This window comes from Sphingobacterium sp. UBA7855 (assembly GCA_002500745.1).
Lineage (GTDB): Bacteria > Bacteroidota > Bacteroidia > Sphingobacteriales > Sphingobacteriaceae > Sphingobacterium.
The window spans coordinates 140,870-166,318 of sequence record DLST01000002.1 but is presented as its reverse complement, the minus strand read 5'-3'; the positions used below and the strand labels follow the sequence as shown (position 1 = coordinate 166,318).

The 25,449-nt window shown below is 43.0% G+C and carries 19 protein-coding genes and 1 pseudogene; 10 read left to right on the top strand and 10 right to left on the bottom strand.

Annotated elements, in window-relative coordinates:
• Window positions 1-112 precede the first annotated feature (112 nt).
• Together B2107_RS01720 and B2107_RS01715 are read right to left on the bottom strand one after the other, a co-directional pair.
• Window positions 113-2,116 carry a BCCT family transporter gene (locus B2107_RS01720; protein WP_293952573.1) on the bottom strand — a complete coding sequence of 668 codons (2,004 nt, stop codon included), beginning with the start codon at window positions 2,114-2,116 and terminating at the stop codon, window positions 113-115.
• Between the two features lie 68 nt (window positions 2,117-2,184).
• On the bottom strand, window positions 2,185-3,033 hold the full coding sequence (locus B2107_RS01715) for a mechanosensitive ion channel family protein (protein WP_293952572.1): 849 nt from the start codon (window positions 3,031-3,033) through the stop codon (window positions 2,185-2,187).
• A 515-nt stretch (window positions 3,034-3,548) separates the two neighbouring features.
• Here B2107_RS01715 and B2107_RS01710 point away from each other — a divergent pair.
• From B2107_RS01710 to B2107_RS01690, 6 genes and pseudogenes are all read left to right on the top strand, one after another.
• On the top strand, window positions 3,549-5,006 hold the full coding sequence (locus tag B2107_RS01710; RefSeq protein ID WP_293952570.1) for an alanine/glycine:cation symporter family protein: 1,458 nt from the start codon (window positions 3,549-3,551) through the stop codon (window positions 5,004-5,006).
• The gene (gene nhaA / locus B2107_RS01705; RefSeq protein WP_293952568.1) at window positions 4,990-6,162 is read left to right on the top strand and encodes a Na+/H+ antiporter NhaA; all 1,173 of its coding nucleotides are present in this window, start codon (window positions 4,990-4,992) and stop codon (window positions 6,160-6,162) included. Before B2107_RS01710 ends, nhaA begins: the two co-directional genes overlap by 17 nt.
• Window positions 6,163-6,330: 168 nt before the next feature.
• A pseudogene (gene msrA / locus B2107_RS21830) lies at window positions 6,331-6,993 on the top strand (peptide-methionine (S)-S-oxide reductase MsrA); the annotation flags it as partial.
• Window positions 6,994-7,017: 24 nt separating this feature from the next.
• Complete coding sequence (msrB, locus tag B2107_RS21825) at window positions 7,018-7,521, top strand: peptide-methionine (R)-S-oxide reductase MsrB (protein ID WP_349682260.1); 504 nt, start codon at window positions 7,018-7,020, stop codon at window positions 7,519-7,521.
• 160 nt (window positions 7,522-7,681) lie between these two features.
• The gene (locus B2107_RS01695; protein WP_293952564.1) at window positions 7,682-8,407 is read left to right on the top strand and encodes a ferritin-like domain-containing protein; all 726 of its coding nucleotides are present in this window, start codon (window positions 7,682-7,684) and stop codon (window positions 8,405-8,407) included.
• A 21-nt stretch (window positions 8,408-8,428) separates the two neighbouring features.
• Window positions 8,429-9,262, top strand: coding sequence for a ferritin-like domain-containing protein (locus B2107_RS01690; protein WP_293952562.1), 834 nt, complete (start codon window positions 8,429-8,431; stop codon window positions 9,260-9,262).
• Between the two features lie 84 nt (window positions 9,263-9,346).
• On the opposite strand, the gene B2107_RS01685 is transcribed toward B2107_RS01690, so the two are convergent.
• Together B2107_RS01685 and B2107_RS01680 are read right to left on the bottom strand one after the other, a co-directional pair.
• Window positions 9,347-10,540, bottom strand: coding sequence for a DUF1501 domain-containing protein (locus B2107_RS01685; RefSeq protein ID WP_293952560.1), 1,194 nt, complete (start codon window positions 10,538-10,540; stop codon window positions 9,347-9,349).
• A 17-nt stretch (window positions 10,541-10,557) separates the two neighbouring features.
• Window positions 10,558-11,934, bottom strand: coding sequence for a DUF1800 domain-containing protein (locus B2107_RS01680; RefSeq protein WP_293952558.1), 1,377 nt, complete (start codon window positions 11,932-11,934; stop codon window positions 10,558-10,560).
• Window positions 11,935-12,158: 224 nt separating this feature from the next.
• Here B2107_RS01680 and B2107_RS01675 point away from each other — a divergent pair, with 224 nt between their 5' ends.
• Window positions 12,159-12,626 (top strand): DUF6265 family protein, encoded by a 468-nt coding sequence (locus B2107_RS01675; RefSeq protein ID WP_293952556.1) that lies wholly within the window; start codon window positions 12,159-12,161, stop codon window positions 12,624-12,626.
• A gap of 54 nt (window positions 12,627-12,680) precedes the next feature.
• On the opposite strand, the gene B2107_RS01670 is transcribed toward B2107_RS01675, so the two are convergent.
• The 6 genes from B2107_RS01670 to B2107_RS01645 form a co-directional block, all read right to left on the bottom strand.
• Window positions 12,681-13,361 (bottom strand): CPBP family intramembrane glutamic endopeptidase, encoded by a 681-nt coding sequence (locus B2107_RS01670; RefSeq protein ID WP_293952554.1) that lies wholly within the window; start codon window positions 13,359-13,361, stop codon window positions 12,681-12,683.
• 68 nt (window positions 13,362-13,429) lie between these two features.
• A complete protein-coding gene (locus tag B2107_RS01665) occupies window positions 13,430-14,011 on the bottom strand; it encodes a Crp/Fnr family transcriptional regulator (protein WP_293952552.1) in 582 nt (193 codons plus the stop codon).
• On the bottom strand, window positions 14,008-14,637 hold the full coding sequence (locus B2107_RS01660) for a histidine phosphatase family protein (protein ID WP_293952550.1): 630 nt from the start codon (window positions 14,635-14,637) through the stop codon (window positions 14,008-14,010). Before B2107_RS01660 ends, B2107_RS01665 begins: the two co-directional genes overlap by 4 nt.
• Before the next feature lie 108 nt (window positions 14,638-14,745).
• Window positions 14,746-15,867 carry a glycoside hydrolase family 88/105 protein gene (locus B2107_RS01655; protein ID WP_293952548.1) on the bottom strand — a complete coding sequence of 374 codons (1,122 nt, stop codon included), beginning with the start codon at window positions 15,865-15,867 and terminating at the stop codon, window positions 14,746-14,748.
• A 106-nt stretch (window positions 15,868-15,973) separates the two neighbouring features.
• On the bottom strand, window positions 15,974-17,992 hold the full coding sequence (locus B2107_RS01650) for a RagB/SusD family nutrient uptake outer membrane protein (protein WP_293952546.1): 2,019 nt from the start codon (window positions 17,990-17,992) through the stop codon (window positions 15,974-15,976).
• Between the two features lie 20 nt (window positions 17,993-18,012).
• Window positions 18,013-21,348, bottom strand: coding sequence for a SusC/RagA family TonB-linked outer membrane protein (locus B2107_RS01645; protein ID WP_293952544.1), 3,336 nt, complete (start codon window positions 21,346-21,348; stop codon window positions 18,013-18,015).
• A gap of 423 nt (window positions 21,349-21,771) precedes the next feature.
• On the opposite strand from B2107_RS01645, the gene B2107_RS01640 reads away from it, so the two are divergent.
• The 3 genes from B2107_RS01640 to B2107_RS01630 are packed head-to-tail and all read left to right on the top strand — an operon-like array spanning window position 21,772 to window position 25,434.
• On the top strand, window positions 21,772-22,743 hold the full coding sequence (locus B2107_RS01640) for a TolB family protein (protein ID WP_293952542.1): 972 nt from the start codon (window positions 21,772-21,774) through the stop codon (window positions 22,741-22,743).
• A gap of 56 nt (window positions 22,744-22,799) precedes the next feature.
• Window positions 22,800-24,818, top strand: a complete 2,019-nt coding sequence (locus B2107_RS01635; RefSeq protein ID WP_293952540.1) for a sensor histidine kinase — start codon at window positions 22,800-22,802, stop codon at window positions 24,816-24,818.
• Window positions 24,811-25,434 (top strand): response regulator transcription factor, encoded by a 624-nt coding sequence (locus B2107_RS01630; RefSeq protein ID WP_293952538.1) that lies wholly within the window; start codon window positions 24,811-24,813, stop codon window positions 25,432-25,434. The genes B2107_RS01635 and B2107_RS01630 overlap by 8 nt, the downstream gene beginning before the upstream one ends.
• Window positions 25,435-25,449: the final 15 nt, after the last annotated feature.

The window sequence follows — 25,449 nt, the reverse complement described above, 5'->3', positions numbered from 1 at the left end:
TAATCTAAATTATCTATAAATAAATTCTACTACAATATCACGTTTATACAAACCGTGAATCGGAGATAACGTGCAACAACCTCAGGCGAAATCATCCGCTATGACTGTTACCTCATCGTAGATTTTTGTTCGCATTACTACTAATAAACATTTCATTTTTCTCCTCCGAAATGATTTCCAAAAAACGGTCGTAGTGCTTTAATACATCGCTGATCAATTCATTTCTTGTAAAGTACTGAATATCATACCCCTCACGGGCATCTCCAAAATACGATTTAGGAAAATACGTTTTTTTATCATCAAATTCTGGAAGATTCTCTTCTTCAACCACATAATCAGAAACCACTTTGACCTGGCTTTTTACGCCATAGATAAAATTGTTAATTACGTCATGCCGGATTTCAATTTGTATCCGCTTGGGCTGCGCTAACTCTTGAATCTTTGCTTCAATACCATTATACTTAAATTCTGCCTGCAAATCCTCAAAAGCGACCATCACGGTGTTCTTCATAAACTCTTCAACAGATTCGCGACTTTTAAATGAGACAATCTGTTGCAGGCGATCTTTCCAAAGTTCCCCCGACCACGGGACCGTACTGACCGAAAAATCACGTTCATAATAACTCCGATCAATGGTCAATGCTTTGACCAAACTGACACAAAAAAGCAGCATAATCAGCGAAAAAGGTAAAGCCGTGATAAGGGTCATGGTTTGCAATGCCTGCAATCCACCCGTATTTAACAACATAAGCGCCAAGATAGCCAACAGAGCCCCCCAAAATACCATTTGCCATTTTGGTGACTTTTCGGCATTCTTAGTAGAAATGCTATTCATCACCAGGATCCCCGAATCGGCTGAAGTCACAAAAAAGATAATGATAATCAGAATGACCAGATAGCTCACTATCTCGGAGAATGGTAAATAGTCCAAAAACCTAAACATCAAGGCATCAGGATTATCAGCCAACGCGCTCAATGCACCTTTGGCAAAGTGCATATCAAACCACATCGCACTATTACCAAAAACAGACATCCAGATAAAATTAAATATGGTTGGGATAATAAGTACTGCCGCAATAAATTCGCGAATGGTGCGCCCTTTGGATATTTTAGCAATAAATAACCCAACATAAGGAGACCATGATATCCACCAGGCCCAATAAAGAATCGTCCAATTGTAGAACCAGGGCAATGTAGCTTCGTCATACACATGCGTATCAAAAGTTAAACTAAAGAAATTGTTTACATAATTACCTATTCCTTCCGTAAAACTTCCGATAAGGTAAACAGTTGGCCCTAAGAAAAGTACAAACAATAACAAGATCACTACGGTAATTATATTAATGTTACTCAATATTTTTACCCCCTTATCAACACCGGATGTAGCTGATAAAATAGCTAATAGTGATAACACGGCAACAATAACAATCTGATAGGTAAAATTATTCTCAGGCAAAATCCCTAAAGTTTGCAAGCCTGCATTGACTTGGACCACGCCAAAACCCAGCGTCGTCGTAATGCCGAAGAACGTACTGCAGAGGGCAAATACATCAACAGCATTACCCCATTTTCCATTAATCTTATTTTTTAATAGTGGATAGAAACAACTCCGAAGGGACAGCGGCAGCCGATAGCGGTAAGCAAAATAAGACAGAGCCAGTCCCACAACGCCATAGATTGCCCAAGCATGTATACCCCAATGAAAAAATGTATACAGCTGGGCATTTTGAGCTCGATTGATATCATGATGGCCAGCAAATGCGTCTGTTGAAAAATGCTGCATCGGTTCAGCAACGCTGAAATACATCAACCCGATCCCCATACCGGCGGCAAACAACATAGAAATCCATGAAAAAAAAGTATACTCGGGTTTACTGTCGTTACTTCCTAACTTGATATTACCAAATTTGCTAAACATCAGGTAAAGGAGAAAAATAACAAATAGTGTCACAGCCCATACGTAAACCCAGTTGAGGTTAACAAAGATAAATTGCTTGGCAGTATCTAAAATACGTACAGAAAGGATCGGAAAAAATACCGACAATAGGCAAACGCCTATGATAAAGATCAAACTAGGAATAACAATTCCTTTATTAAATGTCGATTTTGACAACATCACTAAAATTAAATTTGTTTACAATGGAGTGCCAAGACAGTCGTCTTGACACCAATATATACGCTACATTAGGCATTGCTACGGATATGAATATCGCGTTGCGGAAAGGGAATCTCAATACCAGCCTGATCCAAAGCTTCTTTGCAGTTAATAATCAATTGCTCCTGCATCGTCCAGAAGTTTTCATTTGAAGTGGTTGCGCGCACAGATAGCGTGATTGCGCTATCTCCCAACTCATTGACCACAACCTGCGGCGCAGGGTCTTTGAACGCATACTCATTATTTTGAACAACCTCCAATAGTATCTGTTTAGCTTGTTTTAAGTCAGCACTGTAAGATACACCGATGTCAAACCACGTTCGGCGTGTACCCAAAACGGTGTAATTAGTAATACTACTGTTCGATAGCATGCCATTAGGAACGACAAGCTGCTGATTTTGCGGTGTATTTAATTTTGTATTGAAAATATCAATTTCAATCACAGTCCCTGAAACATTTGCGCTTGAGCTTATATAATCGCCCACACGAAAGGGCTTCAGCAGCAAAATCAATATTCCGCCCGCAAAATTAGATAAAGAACCCTGCAGCGCCAAACCGATAGCCAAACCCGCAGCACCAATAATAGCAACAAATGCTGAAGTTTGAACTCCCAGTTGTGTAACGACAACAATAAATAGTAATATATTTAAAATCCATCCAATTAAATTACTAAGAAAACGCTGCAAAGAAACGTCCATCTTCCGGCGTTCGAAAGCCTTGTCGATCATACGCTTCAACAAACGAATAATCCAAGATCCAATTAAATATATCAGTAACGCTGAGATCATGGCTGTAATAATACGTGGCGCCCAGGCAATTGCAGAAGCAACAAAGTTATTCCAATGTGCCTGTACGTCGTTCAATTCTAAATCATTCATAGTGCTTGTATTTAAAAAATGTAATACTGAATTTTCAATATAATCTAATATTGATTAAATACCAAAAAAGAAAGTGGATGTTATTTTTAACAACTAAGTAGCACGATTGTTTCTAAAAAAGTACTGCAGCCGGAGTTAATTTCAAATAAAATTGAATTTGTAGCCGATATCCCACAAAACAGCACCATAAAGTCGAACAATTTGTCCAACAAGAATTAAGCAACAGATGCTATACCGTCATTCATGAGAAAATGCAGCTCCAAAGCGAACTTAAAAAGCTCGAATTAGCTTTGTGGAAGAAATTCACCAGCCAGGTGATAGTAAATTATCCAACATACATTAGCAATGTTATAAAATTAAAGCATAAAAATAGTTGATATGAATAGGATAACACATATATATAAATAACACATATATACACTCACATAAAAAATAAACAAAATCTATTCAATATTTCAGATAGTCTTGACTCGTTTTACCTACTTTTAGCCGACCTAAGAGTTCAATTTTACAAGATGGAAGATTTGATCAATACAATTTATAATATTATTTGGAGTGATGCGCTTGTCTACCTGTGTCTGCTTACAGGTATATACTTTACGGTGCGCTTTCGCTGTCCTCAACTCATGCAGGTTCGTGAAATGATCCGTTTGCTTTTTAATGGCAGTAGTTCCGATAAGGGCATCTCCTCTTTTCAGGCTTTCTCTTTGGCTATTTCTGGACGTGTGGGCACTGGAAATATCGCAGGTGTGGCGACAGCAATTGCCATGGGTGGTCCAGGGGCTATTTTTTGGATGTGGGTAATTGCATTTTTAGGCAGTGCTTCAGCTATTGTAGAAGCGACCCTTGGCCAGATGTACAAAGAGGTAAACGATGGTGAGTATCGCGGTGGTCCGGCATTTTACATTCTTAAAGGACTCAAATCTAAAACTTTCGCATGGGCTTTTGCAATCGTCACTATCATAAGTACTGGTTTTTTACTACCCGGGGTGCAGAGCAATAGCATCAGTTCAGCAGTAGAATCCGCTTTCCACCTATCTCCCAGCGTGACGGGCTTGGCGATAGTTGGCCTACTTGCCATCATCATTATAGGTGGGGTAAAGCGTATCAGTACCGTCGCGGAATATGTTGTACCCTTTATGGCTGGCGCCTATATCCTTATGGCTTTGGTTATTATTGGGCTCAACTTTACAGAGATCCCTGCCGTTATTTCTTTGATCGTCAAATCTGCCTTAAACATGGAAGCCACATTTGGTGCTATAGCAGGAATGGCAATTTCCTGGGGGGTAAAACGAGGTATCTATAGCAATGAGGCCGGCCAGGGCACCGCCCCACACGCCGCCGCCGCCGCCGAAGTATCCCACCCCATCAAGCAAGGTCTCGTACAGGGATTTTCAGTATATGTTGATACCATGTTTGTGTGCACAGCAACAGCCTTAATGATCCTCTTTACCGGCCAATATAATGTCGAAAATCCAGCTGGTGGATTTATTGTACAGCACCTTCCGGCTACAGAAATGGGACCAGCTTTTACACAACAAGCAGTATCCCATCATTTCCCAACGATCGGAAATGCCTTTGTCGCATTAGCGCTTGCCTTCTTTGCGTTTACCACTATCATGGCTTACTATTACATCGCTGAAACCAACATTAGTTTTGTTAGTCAAAAAAAACGACATAAAACCTTACTCATCTGGATTTTGCGACTACTGATTTTAGTATCGACCTATGTAGGCTGCACCAGCACAGCTAAATCTGCCTGGACATTGGGCGATATTGGAGTCGGACTGATGGCCTGGCTTAATCTGATCGCCATACTTCTGCTGCATAAAAAAGTACTTACGCTCTACGCAGATTATTGCGAGCAGCAGAAAGACAAAATAGACCCAGTATTTGACAGCAGTAAATTTCAATTTCCCAATCTGGACTTATGGTCCAAAAAAAATAGACAACACGATGAGTCAATTGATTAACCTTACCGTATTCAAAAATTTTTTCAAATCAAGTAATGCCGGTGGTATTTTACTATTTGTTTGCGTAATTATATCACTTATTATAGCCAATACTTCCGCAGGGCCCACATTGCAATCTTTTTTGGACACTTCTGTCGGTTTCGATTCTGATAAAGTGCATTTAAAGTATAGCATTCTACTTTGGATAAATGATGGCCTCATGGCAATATTTTTTCTACTTGTTGGACTCGAGATCAAGCGCGAGATAGTAGAAGGCGAACTCTCCTCTCCTAAACAGGCATCACTACCGATACTTTGTGCTATTGGAGGAGCCATAGTTCCTGCGCTCATATTTATAGCATTCAACACAGGCCGTGCAACAGCCGGAGGTTGGGGTATTCCCATGGCAACCGATATCGCTTTTGCATTGGCTGTAATAAGTCTATTAGGGAACCGGATTCCTGCAAGTTTAAAAGTGTTTTTAGCCGCTTTGGCTATCGTTGACGATCTGATCGCTATTTTAGTAATTGCTTTTTTCTATTCGTCCGGCATTGAAACTACTTTTTTAATTTATGCGGGCATCGGTATGATTATCCTCTTTGTCATGAATCGCGTGAATGTGCAAAATCCTTATTTGTATCTGATCCCAGGCATATTCATCTGGTACTTCATCCATCATTCGGGTATACATGCAACGATAGCAGGTGTTATGGTCGCCATGACAATCCCAACAAATGATACAGACATTGAGTCTCCTTTAGAGCGTTTAGAACATGCTCTTGTGAAACCTGTAAATTTTATCATTATCCCCTTATTTGCATTTGCCAACACCAATATCACCATTGAAAGCGAGATGCTTACAGGACTTGTCGCACCTATGGGATTGGGTATTAGCCTAGGCTTACTGCTTGGTAAGCCCCTTGGAATTTTGATCATGACTTTTGTGTGTTCAAAACTAGGCATCAGTAGCCTCCCAGAAGGAAGCTCATTCAGACATATCTTTGGTGTGGGCTTATTGGCCGGAATTGGCTTTACAATGTCTATATTTATTTCGATCTTATCCTTCAGCGATCTGTTACATATTAATGAAGCGAAGCTCGCCATTCTGCTGACTTCCTTACTTGCCGGAACTTTAGGATATCTCGCGTTGTCAATATTTGGTCAGAGACAAAAATAAATATTTTTAAAAAATGGCCTACGATGATGCAGCTACGTTGTGACGCACGACGGGACTGGCTTACCTAGAAAAGGGAATTGATTGTCTTTTACAAGTAAAAACAATTCCAATTTAAAACTTTTCCTTAATCCTTTATGAAAATTCATAGTTAAACCTATCATAACAATAATGGAGTCGAGATCCTCAGTGTTTAAATTGATTAAAACCAAGTGGGTCTTTACATCGTATATTATCAAACAAGAACGGACAATCGCTATGAAAAAAGCATTTTTATTACTACTGCTAGGGTTAGGCTTATTTACGCTGAGCAAATTTGGGTTTTCACAGAAATCGGATCCACCGAAACAGATTGAGAAACAATTGGCGGCCCCTATAGCCGAGCATGATCAGGTTATTTATTTTGCCGGTGGATGCTTCTGGGGTACCGAGCATTTTTTTAAACAAGTGCGCGGCGTTACGGCCACGGAAGTAGGTTATGCCAATGGTAATTTAAAGAATCCTAGCTATGAACAGGTTTCTACCGGAAAGACAGGCTTTGCTGAAACCGTCAAAGTCACTTATGACCCACAAATCGTTGAACTTAAGCTTCTCGTGGATTTATTTTTAAAGACAATAGACCCCACCTCCCTCAATAAACAGGGAAACGATATCGGAACACAATACCGTACCGGTATTTACTATACCGATAAATCAGTTATTCCAGTTATTAAGAAGAGCCTAGCCGAACTGGACAAGCAATATCCGGCAAAAATAGTTGTCGAACTCGAGCCCTTACAGAATTACTACGATGCGGAGGCGTACCATCAAAAGTATCTAGACAAAAATCCTGGTGGCTACTGCCATATTGTTCCAGAGATGTTCGATCTGGCGCGCAAAGCCAACCCGGCCCCCAAGGATTCTACTGCGCCGAAAAGTTATCACAAAAAAGATAGAAGCACACTTAAAAAGCAACTTACACCACTTCAATACGATGTAACGCAGAATCAGGCAACTGAACGTGCCTTTGACAACGCATACAATGATGAGTTTAGAGATGGTATTTACGTGGATATTACCACTGGTGAACCACTATTTGTCTCGACAGATAAATTTGAATCAGGTTGTGGATGGCCCAGCTTTTCCAAACCGATCAATCCCGACTTAGTAGAAGAATTAGCTGATAACTCCCACGGTATGCGCCGCACAGAGGTACGCAGCAAAACCGGAGACGCTCATTTGGGCCATGTTTTTGACGATGGTCCATCGGACAAAGGCGGTTTACGCTATTGCATCAATAGTGCATCGCTCCAATTTATCCCCAAAGAAGAGATGAAAGCCAAGGGTTATGAGAAATATCTGCCCCTACTCGTCAAGAAGTAAAACGAAATACTCAACCGCTTATTAAAAAACTGGTGCAAGTCTGCATCAGTTTTTTTTTGAAAAAAATAAAAAAAAATTAGGATTTAGAAATCCAAGCGTTCCAAAAAGTCGTAAATGATTATAAGTACAGAAAAATATTATAAACTAAAAGACTTTTGTTATGGAAAAGATAACAACTCCCCACAACGATTCGCTATTGACTCCCAATGGTGATATAGACAAAAAGGATCTCCGCAGAAGAGATTTTTTAAAGTTTGCAGGCGCCAGTGCAGCATCGCTGGCCATCCTCGGTTTGTCGAGCTGTAAAAAAGACCATGATGACAACATGGATAACGGCGGAAAAGGCCTATATTTTGGTAGTGGCGATATCGCTATCCTCAACTATGCCTATGCGCTGGAGCAGCTCGAAGCTGCCTTCTACATTCAATTGGTCAATAATCCCTACTCAGGCATGACCGATATGGAAAAAGTCTTCTTTACCGATATCCGTGATCACGAGATTGCCCACCGTGAATTTTTTAAAGTTGCGCTGGGTGCCAAAGCAATCTCCAGCCTTGAATTAAATCTTTCAAGTATTAATTTTAGCAGCCGTGAAAATGTACTGGCAACTGCCAAAACATTTGAAGATCTCGGGGTATCCGCATATAATGGTGCTGGGTGGCTTATCAAAGACCCTAATTACCTGTTGTTAGCCGGAAAGATTGTGTCGGTAGAGGCACGCCATGCGGCTTGGGTAAGGGATATGATCGATAACGGCAGTTTCGCCAACCAGGAAGTTGTTGATTCCAACGGACTCGATGTGGCAAAAAGTCCCAGTGTCGTATTGAGCGCCGCCGCACCCTTTATCAAATCTAAAATTGATGTATCGGATCTACCCACTTATTAATTCACCTAAATACAGATTATCATGAATCTTTTAAATGTTTTTGACCAAATAAATGCTGTAGATCCTGAGTTCAGTGATCGTATCAGCCCACGTCGCGAAGCTATTAAAAATCTAGCTTCCATGAGTAAAAAAGTAACCTTAGCGGCGCTGCCTTTTTTTGTCAGTGAACTTTTCAAAAAGGCTTACGGTGCAACCGCCCCTACAGATGTCAATGGCGTCCTCAATTATGCACTCACGCTCGAATATTTGGAAGCCGAATATTATACGATGGGGGTTGCGAAATCTGGACTTATCCCTTCGGGTAAGCCTCTTGGTGCTATCACGACCATACGGGATCATGAAGTCGCCCATGTCAACTTTTTGAAACAGGTATTGGGTAGTAAGGCTGTATCGAAGCCAACATTTGATTTTACGGCTGGTGGCACTTTTGGAAATGTCTTTAGCGATTATGACACATTTTTAGCTGTTGCACAAGCGTTTGAAGATACCGGTGTACGCGCTTATAAAGGCCAAGCAGGCATCTTAGTTGGCAATCGGGTTGTCCTTACTGCAGCATTGCAGATTCACTCGGTTGAAGCTAGGCATGCATCACATATCCGTCAGATGCGTCGTGCACGCGGGGGTGGTGCAGCAAATCAAAAACCTTGGATCACTGGCGCAAACGATTCTGGTATCGGTACCGTTGTCGACGCTGTATACGCTGGTGAAGATAATGTAAAGCAGGCAGGTGTTGATATTACAGCACTCAGTAGTTCCATTGGAAAGATCTCCACAAATGCGGCTACACAATCTTTTGATGAACCATTATCTGCAGAAGCTGTACTTAACATTGCAGGTTTATTTATCAAAGCTTAATAAAAGTCAAGCTACCTGTTAAAACAGCCCTGGTCTGCTATTCAGATCAGGGTTTTTCATACTATGTTTCATACAGAGTAGATTTCATATAAAATCATAAATCCCATTTTTCCAGCCTAATATTTTGTCGGAATCCGCATCAAGCCAGCTTTTAAGTAAAGTAGCATACACCTTTCTAAAATCTTCGGCATACTGGAGATCACCCTCATTGAGTTGGGTCAGATCCGGCAAATCATTCAGTAATCCTTGCTTTTTTAATCCGCCCGAGAGCAGGAAAAGCTGATTGGCTGTACCGTGATCGGTACCATTGCTCGCGTTCTGTGCCACCCGCCGACCAAATTCAGAAAAGGTCATGAGCATAACATGCCGAAAAAGCCCATCTTGCTTTAAATCCGCTACAAAAGCTTCTACAGCATCATTGATCGTGCGAAATAGGCTCTCCTGCCGTTGATTTTGGTTGATATGCGTATCAAAACTACCGATCTGCAAATAATAAACCTGCGTATTGATATCCGATTTAATGAGCGAAGACACCGTCTTCAGATCCTTTCCAAGCTCCGAGTCAGGATACGCTGCTGCAGTCTTTCTGGCTTTACTCTGTTCAAAGATATAATCGGCATTGTTGAGGGTATCCCCCAGCGTCTGGTACAGATAAGCAACTGTTTCGTCTTCATGCTGATGCCGATGTTCCCGATACAGCTTTTTAAAATACGCTTCACGACTGGTCTGATACAGCTTTTTGGGATCTTTAAATGCGAATGCTTTTTGTCGCCTTCCTTTGAGCGCGAGGCTAAGCATATCATTCACCTCCAAAGCTTGCGTAGGATGGTCGCAGTCGTAACAGGCCTGATCAAGATAGCGCCCTATCCAGCCACTCTCCAAGTATTCATCACTTCGGCTCGCACTATGCCAGATATCCATACTACGAAAATGCGATTTGTTCGGATCGGGATAACCGACATTATTAAGCACAGCCAGCTCTCCGCGATCAAAAAGTGCTTTAAAAAATGGCAACGCTGGATGAATACCCGCTTCATCCGTGAGCCGCAGCGCATTATTGATGGCAATCGTTTGCCGTTCGCGAAAGTAAATATCATTACGGATCGGAATGATCGTATTAAGCCCGTCGTTTCCTCCGCTGAGCTGCAATATCACCAATACCTTATTCCGATTTTCCAGCGCAGTGGACGAAGATAGGGCTTTTAAGAAATTAGGCAACAGTAGCGATGCCGACGCGAGTGCCCCCGCTTTGAGAAATTGCCTGCGTTTAAGGATCATAGTAGTCGTTCTAACGGTTAACAAAGCTGATATTCGGGAATGCTCATGGCTTCAATAATCGCCAATCGAATGTTTTTACTGTCATATTCATCCCGCAATGCTTTTTCAAAGGATATCTGCCCCTGCAACAAAATACGAAAAGGGTCTCTCCCCCCAAAAGTAACTTCTACAGTGGACCAGTCAATGGAAATTTTTGGATTCTTATAGGCTTTTGCCAGCGCCCTTGATTGTTTCAGCCCCATGTCGAGGTCATCGTCATTATGGACATCTAGGTCGAGCGGCCGCAATCCGCTCCATATCTGCGGCAGCTGCATGCGGAGTAACAAGGTAGAGCTGTCTATCCATGCTTTTCCCGATGGCCACCCCGACACGTTCGGCGGATACAAAAGCATCTGTCCTAATAATTTCTGATAAATAATAAGGTTTTCTGGGTACGCGATCTCCATAGGTAACATGCGCATAATACCAGCCATAAGTTCTATAGGTGCCTTTACTTTGTTGCCGATATGTTTGGAATCGTAAAACCAGTCCGCCGTAAAAATGCTGTTGACCAGTTGCTTGATATCATATCCCGAATGATAGAAATTACGGCTCAGTAAAGAGACAATTTCCTCATCCACCTGTTCGTTGACCAAAAACCGGTATAGCTTTCGCGTAATAAACCGTGCTGTAACTGGCTGCTCCAATATACTATCCAAAATATCATTTCCATCAAAATTTGCCGTCTTTCCTAAAAATGTTTTACTTCCGATGTCATGAAATTTTCTGCGCTCCAAGAATTGACCATCCTTATCGTAAGACCAACCTGTAAAGGCGCGCGCAGCCTCTCTAACATCCAATTCAGTATAATTACCTCGTCCCATTGTAAAGAGCTCCATCACTTCCCGCGCGAAGTTTTCGTTCGGATGCCCCTTTTTGTTTTGCTGGTTGTTGAGGAAGCTAAGCATAGCTGGGGCTTTAGAAACGGCAAATAGCAGGTCGCGAAAATTTCCTAGCGCATGCTTTCTGATTTCATTAAGGAGGTGAGCACTAAAATTAGCATTGATAACCCTACTCGCAAAATGACCATGCCAAAAAAAAGCCATTTTCTCCCTGAGCTGGTCCTCACCATGCACCATTGCCTCAAGAAAATTAAGATTGATTTCAATATTACGCTTCCGGTTGAGCTGCTGTACCAGCTTTTTATCTGAAGCATTCAATTGAGATTGAGTCGTATAGTCAACCGCCCGCTGCTCCGAACTGAAACTGATCGGGTGGAATGGACGCGCCTGCGCATATACATTCCATATTGCTTTGGGAGATTGCTGTTCAAAATCCGTAATCTGCTGAAGGCTCATTCCAAATCCCGCTCGATTGGCCAGATGCTTATTTTTTATAAAATCAGAAATCATCATGCTTCCATTTATACCTAAATAACGAATTATCTATAGCTTTTAGCATAAAATAGCAGAGATTTAACAAACATTAAGCTAAATTAACAGTTTAATTATCAACTACTTTCAGGACTGCTAATTTTTTATTAAATTTAATGTGATATGGGCATACGGTCATTCAACTTGGCATTTCATACATATTTTACGATCGACTAGTCGACAAACCTTTAAAAACCGAATATCACATGTTAAAATTAACCAGGGTATGGGTATTATTATCGTTTCTTCCGCTGTTCATACAGTGCGTGGGAAGTCAAAGTGAGCCGTCCGAAAATTTCGATTGGCTTGTAGGAGAATGGCAGCGCACCAACGAAGCCAAAGATAAAAAGACCTTTGAATATTGGAAGAAACTGACCGATTCTGAATATGTAGGCTTTGCATTTACATTGCAAAACATGGATACCATTCATCAGGAAACCATGCAGTTGCTAAAATCTGATGGTAACTGGAATTTAAGGGTTAAAACGCCTGATGAGAAAGATTTTATCGCATTTACCATGACCATGATGAAAGATGGCCTGTTCGAATGCAATAATGACTCGCTTCCCTTCCCAAAAAAGATTTCTTACTGGCGGGACGGTGAGAAATTGAAAGCAAATGTCGCAGGCGACAGCCTACAGATTCCTTTCGATTTTAGCAAGATTTCCAAATAAGAAGCGCTAAAGTCCTTTACAGTCAACGCCAACTGAAACATATCAGTTGGCGTTCTACACTGATGTCGCCAGTTTCATCTTTTTTCGGAGCACCAAAGCAATCACCCAAACAAGTAGAAGGATACCCAACATTGCGCCACTTTTAGAATTTATACTGGGAAAGAAATTATTAAGGGAATGAAATGCACTAACAGCAACAAGTGACCCCGTTGCATCGGCGACTTTACCTATTCCCCAGCTTCCCAACACCAAAATGGCGAAAAATGAGAACTGAACCGGCGTAAAATCAAAATTGAGATGCCATAAAAACCATAGTAATGACAGCAGCACTATGTTGTAGATAGGCTTTAATGCTTTAAACTCCTGATAGAGAAAGCCCCGCCATCCAATTTCTTCCAGCAGACCGTAGATAAGCACAGTAAAAACAGTTAAATATGGAATAGTACCTTTTAAAAAATAAGACATCGTGCTGATCAAAACTACCGGAAATATCCAATATAACGTAATCGGAAAAAGGAGACTCTTATAGTTTCCTTTGAGTGATAGTATGGGCTTTATCTTGAAAGTCACAAACACAATCCCAGCTCCAAGCGCAGGCCCCATTCCCGTTAGGATAGATTTTAAATACGGATTGTCGATGGCATGTAGTAATTCAGTTTTGTTGGTCAAATAGCGGCATGCGATGGCAATAATATAATAAACAATAACGGCCCAATAATTGATTTTTCTTTTCATCCTGTTTGTATAGCTTTTTTGCAATGCCCAAAAATAACTGCATTGAAACAAAAAACACTTGACGAAAGTTAAGAAATCTTTTTTCTAATTCTGCTCAGGCTCTCCGGTGCTATACCCAGATAAGAAGCGATAATTTTAAGCGGTGTACGCTGAAAGATATAGGGTCGTTCTGTAATCAGTTTCTGGTATCGTTCGGTGGGCGACAAAGTCAGCAAATTAATTTGCTCAGATTGCTTAGCTGTAAACATGATATCCGAAATCGCTTTCCCGATAAGAAGTGATCGGTCGGACTTTGCATAGAGCTCCTGTAAATTCTGATGGCTTACCGACCAAAGTTCTGTATCTTCGAGGCATTCCGTTTTGATGACAGTCGGTCTCTGTGAAATAAAAGAAAGGTAATCGCTGAATAGCTGGTTTTCATAATATAGATTGATACAGATGTCTTTATGCTGATAAGGCACAAAATGTCCTACCGAACCTGAAACTAGGATGTTGATAAACTTTTCGGTCTTATCGTATGCCTTCACGATTTCATTTTTCGCAAAACTCCGACGTTGCACCACTTTTGCAAATTCAACCCAAAATTTAATGTCGACGGAATAATAAGTATCAAATACCGCTTTGATGTTTTCAGGAGATGGCCCCTTCATATCGCTTTGTTTTTATAATACGAAGTATCGCTCATCATCCTAATCACCCTTTTTCCGGCTGCTGTATGGTAAAGAAAGGAAACCCCTCCACTTACACCGTATAAATCCATTGTTTGAAGACTTTCCACCGGCAATCCAAGCCACATGACATTGAAGATACTTAAGCTATCTCCGTGCGAAACAAGGATGATATTCTCTTCATTACCAGATATTATCGTTTCATAAAAGGGAATCATCCTTTGCCAGACGTCAAATCTGGATTCTGCATCACTAAAACATTTGTCGTAGATTGATCGTTCTTCCGCCTCGATATTGTCTTTAAGCCATTGAACCGATTGCCCCACCGCTCGTCCAAGGTAACGTTCTTTTAGCGCGGTTGCCGATTGGGGAACGACATTAAATTGTTTTCCAATGATATCGGCGGTCTGTGATGTTCTGCTGAGCGGTGAGGTATACACAGAAAACTTCGTATCCAGAAATTCCGACTTTAAATTAGCAGCGATATTTTCCGCTTGTTGGATCCCTTTTTCCGTCAATGGCCAATCATTCCAAGAACCAATCATGCCGTTCGTATGATGCACGGATTCCGGATGTTGTATCGTGATGATATTTTTCTTTTGAAACATACGTATATGAGTAGACATTTAAGAAAAGCTGACGGCAACCAAGTTGCCGTCAGCTTACACTTTATGCTGTCCACAATGGATAGCGTGTGGTTCAAAAATACCGAAACTTTAGTATAACGACAAATTGTCGTTGGTTTCCAGTAGCGCATTGATACACCACATATAGGCCGCCTGCCCATGATAATCGCCAGTATGTCTAGGACGATCGTAATAATACTGTTTATCGTTCTTTTTGTTGGTACCCACGCAGATTTCCGATACAGCTCCTTGCCCGTCAACATATTTTACAAGCGCCAGCCAAGCTCTTCGGGCAACGGGACCATATTGCTTTTCCTTTAGCCATCCATGCTTTACCCCGGTTATGATCGCATAAGCAAACATTGCCGAGCCCGAAGTTTCTGCCCAACAGTCAGCTTCATCAATCAGCTGATTCCACATGCCACTTTTGCGCTGCTCTTTTTTCAAGCTCTCCATCATGGTAAGATAGCCCTTCAAAATACGGGGCCGGTCAGCATGGTCTTTCGGAAGCATGCGCAGCAATTCGGTCATACCCGCGGCCATCCAGCCATTACCACGTCCCCAATAGTAAGGAACATCAGGTGCATGGTAAAACAATCCGTTGGGGCGTTGTAATTTATCTAAATAAAGCACCATTTCTTTCGCCGCGCGATCGAGATATTTTGACTCACCCGTTGCTTTAAAGGCAGCCGTCTGTACAATCGTAATCATGTACATATCGTCAATCCACATCCGGGTCTGCCAGGAGTATCCCTGCTGAGCCCAGTTTTTAGCCTCCTGCCCCGCATTTTCTGGTACCTGCCATTGCGTGTCCGCGTAGGGCAAGCCCAAGTCGAGATAACTTCCCTCCTTAGTCAGTTGGTAGAGACGCAAAGGCAGACTTCCAAACATATTTAAGTCTACATGATTTTTCGGTGGCAGCAACTGTGGCTCGCTCGATACGAGTTTGGAAAATCGATCTTTCATTGCTTGCATCAACTTTGCATCATTTGTTACATGCGCATAGTTAATTGCACCGGTCCAATAAAAGGTCTCCGGATAGCTGATCCATTTACCGGCATGTAGCATATGTTTGCCCGCGATAAAACGATGCGCGATGCGATGTCCGACCTCCATTGGATCTGCCTCGGCCGGAAAATTTACCAGATTCGACTGTGCGATTAGCAGTTGAACTGGAAGGATCAATAAAAATAAAAGGGTCTTCTTTATCATATGAATGAGTTTTATGTACATATAAAATGATGTTAATTATCAAATAAGTATTAAAAAATTCCCAACTTATTGCGCTAATGCACAAACGTCTTGGGCCCTCTGGGTGCTATTCCACTTTAGATTCATCCGCAACAGCATCCTCCCATTGATCCCATACTGGCGTAGCCGGATTGTAACCATCGTAGCCATAGTTTTGCTTTAACTGTCCTTTAATATTCGAAGTGATCGCTACATTGGGGATTGGCCAATACATATTCTTTTTATCCATGGTATAGTTAATATCACTTAGGCCTGTTGCATTGACATGAATGATGCCTTTGTTGTATAAGCTATAATGCACAATGCGTTGATACCAGTAGCTACCGCCACTGGCATCTGTGCCACTTTGTTTATCAAAATTATCCAGATTATATACATTTCCCCATTCATCCGGTTTACCGCTACGTGCCAGGCAAAGCGATACCCGTTTCAATTCCACATTACGCCATTCCTCCCAGTAGAGCTCGCGAGCCCTTTCATTCATAATATCTCCAATGGTCACTGGCCCATCATAGAGCTGCCTACATTTTGCCCGCTTACGTATGGCATTTAAGTCATCTTTAATAGTTCCATCAGACGGATTGATATAATACTTGGCTTCGGCGCGCAAGAGATAGGCTTCTGCCAGGCGATAGAGGTACCAATCTGCAATGCTACCGTTGGTAGCCCCCCGCGAACCGTCCGAACCGCTGATATTGGCCTCGCTTACTGGGTCATCCAGAAAAAATTTATAATGGGGCACATCGTACCAGCGACGGATGGTATCGCTACAAAGGAGTTTCCCTGTCGCTGGATCGTTAAGTAAAAGTGGTTTACCAAAATCTTTGGAAGCTTTATTGTTGATCTTGTAATCTTCCATGCGTACCCAGTTTCCTACCTTCGAACTGTGGCGCAGGTCGCCCTCATCTTGCTTTCCGTTGACCGCCCATACCCCCTGGGACTGGAAAGAAGTGGGTCGAAAAGTTCCAATACCGCGACCAAAGGCCCGCATGTAATCATATTTTGCATTGTAATCCCCACTGTTGCGTTTGATATTCAGCAAAGCCTGTTTCCCATCGGTCGTTTGTATCCGCGAGTCGAAGACAAAGGGATATAAGATCCGCATGGTGAGCATTTTCACAAAAGACTCCGCATCGGCACCCCGGTTGGGCATTCCCATGATCACCTCGCGGTTGCTCGCGATCAATTTATTTTCAGGGCGGTGCATATCCCAGATCACATTACGCGTAATAGGCCAGGTCTGCCCTTCCCCGCCATCATTAAATGTACCGAAGCTTTCAGTCATCAAAGCATAGCCCGACTGGTCAATCAGGATATCGGTTTGCTCTCTGGCCTTTTGGTACTCCCCTATGGCCAGATAACATTTTGCCAGCAACATGCGGCAGGCCCCTTTGTTGATCATACCGATCAGGCTCATATTTTTCTGATCCGGTACCCATTGGACAGCAAATTCCATGTCCTTGGTTATCATCTGCAAAATGGCATCGCGCTTGGTACTTCGGTAATTCTGTTTGGGCACATCGATGATTGTCGTCACCAAAGGAACATCGCCATACTCAAACACCAATGCCATATAGCGGAAAGCCCTATGGAAATAAGCCCGTCCTTTATAAGCATTCCGATCTTGCTCGCTCAGGGTCTGAACCTGATCCACGTACTTGATAATGGTATTGGCATAACTGATCCCTTTATACGTTTCCTGCCATAGATACCATAGGCTGTTAGATCGGTCGAGATTCTGTAAGCTGGAGTTGTCACTGGTCGGTGTCAGCATATTGGCCACATCCGCCATCATGCTGCGTTTGTCCGTATTGCTGGCCACCATTAGTTCAGAAAAGATGTACTCTGTACCCAGGGTCAGCATCTCGTTATGATCTGTGGCCCAATACCCCTTAAGATGGCGGTCGCAGATAGCCATTGCTGAAAGTAAACCTGACTCGGTATTAAACGTTTCATTTGGTAAATAAATTGACAGCGGGTCGGGCTGCAAAAATTCTTTCGAGCAGCTGCTTATCGCTAGTGTACTGGCAAGCAAAAAGGCTATACCCTTGCCCAGGTTTCTGGATTTGTTTCGTATATTGTTCATGTACATCACAATTAATCAGGTTATAAAGATAAATTCACACCGAAGGTAAATACCCTTGAGGCCCAGGATCCTGTCTCTGGATCGCCGTATTCCCAGTCATTCGTCCAGGTTGCCACATTCCGCACCGTACCATACAGCTTCACCCGGTTGAGGTTATATTTGGAGGTCAGATGTCTTGGCAATGTATAGCCTACCGAGATGTTGTCGAGCCGGATAAACGAGCGGTCGTATAGCTGCGCTGCACTCTCTGCACCGATCGGTCCCTTAGCCTCAATACGGCCATAGCGATCGGTCGGATTGTCCGGTGTCCAATATTCCTTTGCGGGTAGATTAGCCAGTCCATAAGCCATACGTCCGCCGTCATCATCGTTATTCAGGTAATTGCCCGACAAACTTTTGTGCCCCATCGCCGAATAGATATTAAAAGAAAAACTAAGGTCATTCCACAGGATAAACTCGTTGCGCATCGACCAACGGAAACGTGGGTCCGTCTGCCCTAAAAAAACCTTGTCATTATTATTATATACAGGTTTTGTGATATCGCCGTTCACAACATCATCTGCGGTATACACATTGGCTACTTTGGGATCACCAGGCGCCTGCCCATATTTAGCCGCCTCGGCCGCCTCATTGGCCTGCCAGATCCCCGTCACCTGATAATTCCAGATGGCACCAATGGGCTGTCCGATAAACCAATTGTTCGAAATTTCATCCATTTCCTTACGGCCGGTCACATTTCCATTGGCGTCCAGCACATCTTGGTAGTTCTTGTAAAGATGCACGATCTGATTTTTATTGTAGGCAAAACTGAAGGAGGTCGACCATTGTAATTTTTCTTTCTTCAGGTTGACGGTGTTTAAGGTCAGTTCAATTCCTTTGTTGTCCACCTGCCCCAGGTTGGTGGTGATACTTCCAAATCCCGTAAAATTGGGTAGCTTTTGCTCCATGATCATGTCGTGGGTTTGCATCAGGTAGTATTCCAGTGTTCCTGAGATGCGATTTTTTAAAAATCCGAAGTCCAGACCAAAATTCCAGGCTGTGGTCTTTTCCCACTGCAGGTTTGGATTGGCCAGCCGATCCACCATCAGGTAGCGGTATTGAACCAGTTCACCGGCCGAGTTGAGGTAGCCATGCATCTTGCCACTGCCCGAATACAGGTTGGCCAACGCTAGATTCGGATCGGCCAGTTGCCGGTTTCCATTTTTACCGTATGAAACGCGCAACTTACCGTAATCCATTACATTCCCCCAGTCAAAGAATTTTTCTTTGGTAAAGTTCCAGGCTAAGGCTACAGAAGGAAAAGTCGCATAGGGGTTGGAAGTACCGAAAGCTGAATAACCATCCCGTCGGATAGACGTCGTGAGCATATAGCGGTCATCGTAGGCATAAAATAAACGGGCCAATAAGGCATCCGCTGTCTGATGGGTATCGTAGCTATCAAAGCTGCTGTTTTCCTTTGATCCATTTTTGGTGTTGTGAAAGCCCAGCGCATCCGAAGGCAAAATATTGCGCGCTTCAATGCGATCTTTCCAGGACTGCTGTTCTTCTGCTTCTTGCACCAAAGTTACCATCAGGCGATGCTTATCCACAAAAGTCTGTTCCCAGCTGATGGTGTTATTGAGCGACCAGTCGAAGCGCTTGGTCTGCTCGCGGTTTGCACCACGATCGGCCGGATTAGAACCCGGTAGTTCGGCCGACATAAAGTAACGGTCATGGAAATACTGCAAGCGCGGCGAGGCATTAAATGAATACGTGATATTAAAGGGCAGTTTAATTTTAGCGTTGAAAATAGAGTTAAAAACCGTATATCCTTTATCCAGCTCCAGGTATTTCTTCTGAAAATCATAATTGTACCCCCGCTGGCTGAACTGTTCGCTAAGCGGATATTGCAGCGGATTGCCGTTGACATCTGCATAATCTGCGTACGGGGTGTTGCGTAGGATTTGATCCATATCGATATCAATATTCCCGTCCGAGCGGTCCTGGAAATTTACGTTTGCACCCAGCTCCAGCCAGTCGGTCACCTTTGCATTGATTTTCATATTGGCCCGCACAGCCTTGTAAGTATCGCTCACGACAGTGCCCTCATTTTTGAGGTAGCCCATAGACAGGTAATAGTTCACCCGGTCGCTTGCTCCGCTGATGCTAGCATTGTAATCCTGGTTAAAGCCAGTACGAAAGGTATGATCGGCCCAGTCGACCGTTTTTCCATCCAGAAAGTTCTGCAGGGCATTTCCTTGCAGCCCCAAACGGCGGCCCCAGATGCTCCGGTCAGACTCGCCACTTTCATTGGTCGATTGTGCTCGCCAGGCATCGAGCGATAACGAGCCCGGCAGCTGCTCCGGATTGAGATAAAAGCCATAAGGCACCGTCAGGTTACCCTTAGCATCCCGGGTCTGATAAGCCTCATATAATCCCGTCGTGGGATTAACGCCGTAGGTATTTTTGGTATACCAGTCCTCACGGTGCTGCAAATAGGCCGCTGGGCTGAATCTTTTGCGGTATTCACTCAACTGTGTTGCACCAGCATTCATCGTCATATTGATCGTCGGTTTGCCCTGCTTCCCTTTTTTCGTGCTGATGATAATTACGCCACTGGCCGCTTTTGAGCCGTAGATAGCTGCAGCGGAAGCGTCCTTCAATACATCAATCTGCTCAATGTCATCAGGATTGATTTCAGAAAGTTCACCATAGAAAATCATCCCATCAAGCACCAGCAAGGGGTTGTTGTGTCCGCTGTTACTATCGTATACCGACCGTTTACCCCTTACCTCTATAGAACCGCCCCCTTTGGCCGAAGCATCATAGCCAATATTCAGTCCTGCCGAGCCACGCAAAATATCCTGTACAGTTTTGGGGTTTTCATTAGCAATGCGATCCGGATGGATTTGTGTCACCGAGCCCGTAAGGTCTTTTTTGCGCATGGTACCGTAGCCCACCACCACCACTTCATCCAACTCGCCGGTTGTAGATGTTAGCTCCACATTGACGACGTTAGTTGCTGTTAGGTTGACCTCCTTGCTCTTGTATCCCAATAATGTAAATACTAACGTTTTGCTTGCGACAGGTATGGTAATGGTATAGGTTCCATCCGCCTTTGAAGCGGTGCTTACGTTGCTACCAGCCACATTGACAGTCACGGCAGCTAGCGGCTGGCCGGTATCATCTGTAATTTTACCTGTAATCTCACGATTTTGGATAGCCTTGTCCAAGGCCTTTAAAACGGGTACATTGGCCCTTACTATCGCAGCAGGACTCGATAAAGCGACAAGACACCACAGGCAGGAACAGGGTAGCCATTTGCTGGTGGCAAAACCATAAAACAGATTTTGTTTTAGTTTACAATTGTTTCTCATAAAGAAATACTCACTTTAGATGAATCAGTAATTTTATAATTGGCTTCCTTGATTCAAGGAATCTTAATTGTAAAAGTGAAGATTAGGAATTAGAAAAACAGGACGATATTGTATCAAAAAATTGCGACTTTGTCTCAATAACGAACATTTCGGTCAAAAAAGTGCCTAGCGGGACACCTCCGACCTTTAGCGATCCGTTCCAACACATCATACTTTGAAGTTATCAACATTTAACTACAACGTTTTCGTTCTTTAACTATAACGTTTTCGTATTTTTCGTATGACAAAATGCTTCTCCAAAATCGATGATGATGCGCCTGCACTAAATAAGTTGACGCGTATTTTAAATAAAACCCTAGTTTTCGTGGATTGATTTAAAATGATCAACCGTGTAATTTTGGATTATACCAAAAGAAAAGAACGATGAAAAAGTTATTTTGCATAGCCGTACAGCTATTTACTTTATTGATTGTCAGCTCTTGCTCAAAGGACAGTGTGGAAAATGGTAACGGATCGAGCACTTACCCCGCTGCATTGAAGGGAACGATTTATTACGACTGGGCGACTGAAGGGGTGCTGAAGATGAGCTTACCCGACGGCGTCGGTGGATCTTTTATACCAGACGACTCAAAGCTGAATAATTTCGATATTTCACGCGATGGAAAATGGAAATTAACCGCTGTAAATGCCAGCACATTAGGCCAGTACGATGTAAAGTTTACGATCAGTGCTATGAACAGCGGAAACATCGTCGAAGAATTTATTTATAACAGCCCTGCTGGAAACTCCTACTGCAAAGGCTACCTATCCCCCGACAACAGCTTAATCCTGGTTACGTCAAATGACTTTCAGGACGGGGTGACCATTTTAAAGCGAAACGGCGAATTTGTCGCACGTATTGTAGACATTAATGGTGAACGGCTGGGTATTAACGCATCCTTGCTATGGCTACCAGGAAATAACATTGTCTTGACACATGGAAAGTATATCATAAAGATTGCTCCCCCTTATAACTCAGGAGCCTTGGTGAAGGAAATGAACTATCAGGACTGGGGCAAGCTGACGGTCAACCAAGCGGGAACACAATTTGCACTCAACATCGGCAACCATATCTACACCATGGATGTAGACGGAAATAACCTCAAGCAGGTCACTTCAAGCAATTTTAAAGAATCGATGCCAGCATTCTCACCGGATGGAAAATACCTATTAATTGGTACCAATTATCGGTCTACGGGAACACTTGGATACCTATGGGACTTAAAAATTATTCCGAATGATGGTAAGCAGCACGATGTTGGTTTAGAAACCAATAGTGCTTCCGAAGTCCTTCCTGTCATCTGGAAAGGAAAAGACAGAATTGAAAGCGCTGATGGACAGATGATTTGGCGGTAATAAGAATTATTTTGTATTTTGAGAAATCAATATTTTGTTTCCCGTGCATGCATAAAATGTTACTATTTATCGCAGTGCTCTGTGCACTACCACGCTTCAATGCCCTTGGCCAGCAAAAGAATCAACTTGAGCACTATAGCGATAGCCTATATCAACAACTGCTGCATGTGGACGATCAGGAGCGCAAGGCCCAAGCCCTGTATGAATTGAGCTTTTTCTGGTGTGATTACGATAGTATCCAAGCGCTCAAGTACATCGCAGAAGCCGAACAGGTATTAGGCCCCATGCAAAAATCCAGCTACTATAGGGGACTATCCTATTTCTACCGCGCTTCGGTCTACTTTGACTCAGCCCCTTTACTGGCGAAACAGCTTTATTTACGGGCTGAAGATCAGCTTAAAAAAATCGATCAGAAAAATAACGTTTCCGCGCAGAAGCACCGTGCTCGGCTTTGGGGAAGTTATGGCGCATTACTTCAGCGCGAGGGAAAGTCGGATGAATATGTACATGTGCTGCTCAATAAAGTGATACCGATAGCGGAACAGCTTCAAGACAATATCCTGCTGGGCAATAATTACCAGAATGTTGCGATGTTGCTGATGAATCTCCAGGCATATGGCAAAGCCGAACAATACTATGAGAAGGCTTTTCATCTGCTACAGGCCAGAAAAGATTCCGATGAACAGCTTTTCACATTGTATGTCAATGCTGCCCGCAATGCATTGTTTCGTCAGGATGCTATAACAGCAAAAAAACGACTCGATAAGGCTGAGCAAATAAGTCGCCGTATTCCCAATTCATCCTATATACCCATTTACCACACCGTGACAGGAAGCTATTGGGCGGCAGAAAAGAACATGTCCAAGGCTAATATCCATTTTGAACATGGACTTGCTGCTGCCAAAAGACAGCAAAATAAGGATATGACGGCATCCATTATTTTTGATCAATTCAGTGCGTTACAAAAAGCGGGACAATATCATGCTGCCTTGGACAAGCTATTGGCCGTACTTCCTTACGTGCAAAACAAAGAGTCCCTCAGAAACAAGCAAATGGTATATGATAACCTCGCGACCACAGCCGTCAAATTGGAACGATGGCGAGAAGCTACCCACTGGTACGAAGCGCACAAAAAACTGTCCGATACCCTTTATCAGGATAAGGGTAATGCGCGAATCATGGAACTGGAAAAAATATATCAGACGGCAGAAAAAGAAAAGGAACTATTACGTATAAAAACAGAGAACCAAGGGCATCAGATTGCCCTTCAAAGGACACGCATGTGGGTCGGTGTTCTTGCTTTCGCTATGCTTATTTTATCCTTTTTTTCGTTCACTTGGTACACCGCATTTCGCAACAAGAAAAAATTGTCCACTCAAAAAGAGATGCTCTTAGAGAAGGAAATCAAAAACCGCAAGCAACAAGAAAAATTGAATCTTTATAATGCGATGCTACAGGGACAGGAACGAGAGCGAAGTCGCATCGCACGGGATCTGCACGACGGATTGGGCGGAATACTGGCAAGTACCAAATTAAAACTTTCGGCGGTTGCGGCAAATGCCAATCCTCATCAAGAAGCCGGAAAAACGATGGATCTACATCTAATTATTGAACAGCTGGATCATTCCGTTGACGAACTCCGGCGGATAGCACGCAATATGATGCCAGAGTCGTTGCTATATATGGGTCTTGAAGTAGCCCTCAGGGATCTTTGCAACGCCATGTCACATCCCAAACTTCAGGTCGATTTTCAGGCTTCAAACCTACAAGAACACTACCCGCAAGATTTTCTGATTGCGGCGTACCGCATTTTGCAGGAATTACTGACCAATGCCATAAAGCATAGCGGAGCTTCGCAGGTGTGGGTACAATGTAGTCAGGTGGCGGATAAGTTCCATATGAACGTAGAGGACAACGGCAAGGGTTTTGATCCCCAGCATACAACAATGACCAAGGAAGGGATTGGTATTTCCAACATTCGCAACCGGGTCGACATCTTAAATGGACAATTAGAGATTGATGCAGCAGTAGGAAACGGCGCATCATTCCATATTCAACTTAATATACATGGATAAGGTTATTTCAGTTATTATCGTAGACGATCATCCACTCGTACTGAATGGATTTGAATTTATTTTAAAGAACAGCGCAGACATCGTTTTACTGGGCACATTTACCTCCTCGGCTGATGCTTTAGCTTTTCTTCAAACCCAACCTGTCGATATCGCTTTGGTCGACATCAACATGCCCGGCATGAATGGTATCGATACCACTTCGATCATAAAAAAGGATTATCCCAATACCCATGTTATTGCGATCAGCAACCTCAATGAAGGCAGCATCGCCCTTCGTATGCTGCAGGCGGGCGCCCTGGGGTATCTTCTCAAAAATGTATCTGCCGAAGACTTAATTCAAGGTATACATTCCGTTCATCAGGGTGAACAGGTGCTCAGCCGAGAAATGAACTTCATATTAAAAGGTAATCAGCAAGATTCTGTTCCAAAGATTACAGAAAGAGAGCGCGAGGTACTCAAATGGATGGCGCAAGGTTATACCACACCCAAAATTGGCGAATTGATGTTTATCAGCCCATTGACTGTCGAAAGTCACCGTCGAAATCTGCTACAAAAATTTTCCGTCAGCAATTCGGCCTCCTTAATCCACAAGGCTACTGAAATGAAGTTTATCTAATAAGCAACGCGCTGT

Bases quoted from the DNA above. Each gene is read 5' to 3' on its own strand.
- B2107_RS01690 (WP_293952562.1), top strand. From the start codon at position 8,429: ATGAATCTTTTAAATGTTTTTGACCAAATAAATGCTGTAGATCCTGAG.
- B2107_RS01660 (WP_293952550.1), bottom strand. From the start codon at position 14,637: ATGTTTCAAAAGAAAAATATCATCACGATACAACATCCGGAATCCGTG.
- B2107_RS01665 (WP_293952552.1), bottom strand. From the start codon at position 14,011: ATGAAGGGGCCATCTCCTGAAAACATCAAAGCGGTATTTGATACTTAT.
- B2107_RS01650 (WP_293952546.1), bottom strand. From the start codon at position 17,992: ATGAACAATATACGAAACAAATCCAGAAACCTGGGCAAGGGTATAGCC.
- B2107_RS01720 (WP_293952573.1), bottom strand. From the start codon at position 2,116: ATGTTGTCAAAATCGACATTTAATAAAGGAATTGTTATTCCTAGTTTG.
- B2107_RS01635 (WP_293952540.1), top strand. From the start codon at position 22,800: ATGTTACTATTTATCGCAGTGCTCTGTGCACTACCACGCTTCAATGCC.
- B2107_RS01685 (WP_293952560.1), bottom strand. From the start codon at position 10,540: ATGATCCTTAAACGCAGGCAATTTCTCAAAGCGGGGGCACTCGCGTCG.
- B2107_RS01640 (WP_293952542.1), top strand. From the start codon at position 21,772: ATGAAAAAGTTATTTTGCATAGCCGTACAGCTATTTACTTTATTGATT.
- B2107_RS01670 (WP_293952554.1), bottom strand. From the start codon at position 13,361: ATGAAAAGAAAAATCAATTATTGGGCCGTTATTGTTTATTATATTATT.
- B2107_RS01715 (WP_293952572.1), bottom strand. From the start codon at position 3,033: ATGAATGATTTAGAATTGAACGACGTACAGGCACATTGGAATAACTTT.
- B2107_RS01655 (WP_293952548.1), bottom strand. From the start codon at position 15,867: ATGATAAAGAAGACCCTTTTATTTTTATTGATCCTTCCAGTTCAACTG.
- B2107_RS01675 (WP_293952556.1), top strand. From the start codon at position 12,159: ATGTTAAAATTAACCAGGGTATGGGTATTATTATCGTTTCTTCCGCTG.
- B2107_RS01695 (WP_293952564.1), top strand. From the start codon at position 7,682: ATGGAAAAGATAACAACTCCCCACAACGATTCGCTATTGACTCCCAAT.
- B2107_RS01645 (WP_293952544.1), bottom strand. From the start codon at position 21,348: ATGAGAAACAATTGTAAACTAAAACAAAATCTGTTTTATGGTTTTGCC.
- B2107_RS01630 (WP_293952538.1), top strand. From the start codon at position 24,811: ATGGATAAGGTTATTTCAGTTATTATCGTAGACGATCATCCACTCGTA.
- B2107_RS01680 (WP_293952558.1), bottom strand. From the start codon at position 11,934: ATGATGATTTCTGATTTTATAAAAAATAAGCATCTGGCCAATCGAGCG.
- B2107_RS01710 (WP_293952570.1), top strand. From the start codon at position 3,549: ATGGAAGATTTGATCAATACAATTTATAATATTATTTGGAGTGATGCG.
- msrB (WP_349682260.1), top strand. From the start codon at position 7,018: ATGTTCGATCTGGCGCGCAAAGCCAACCCGGCCCCCAAGGATTCTACT.
- nhaA (WP_293952568.1), top strand. From the start codon at position 4,990: ATGAGTCAATTGATTAACCTTACCGTATTCAAAAATTTTTTCAAATCA.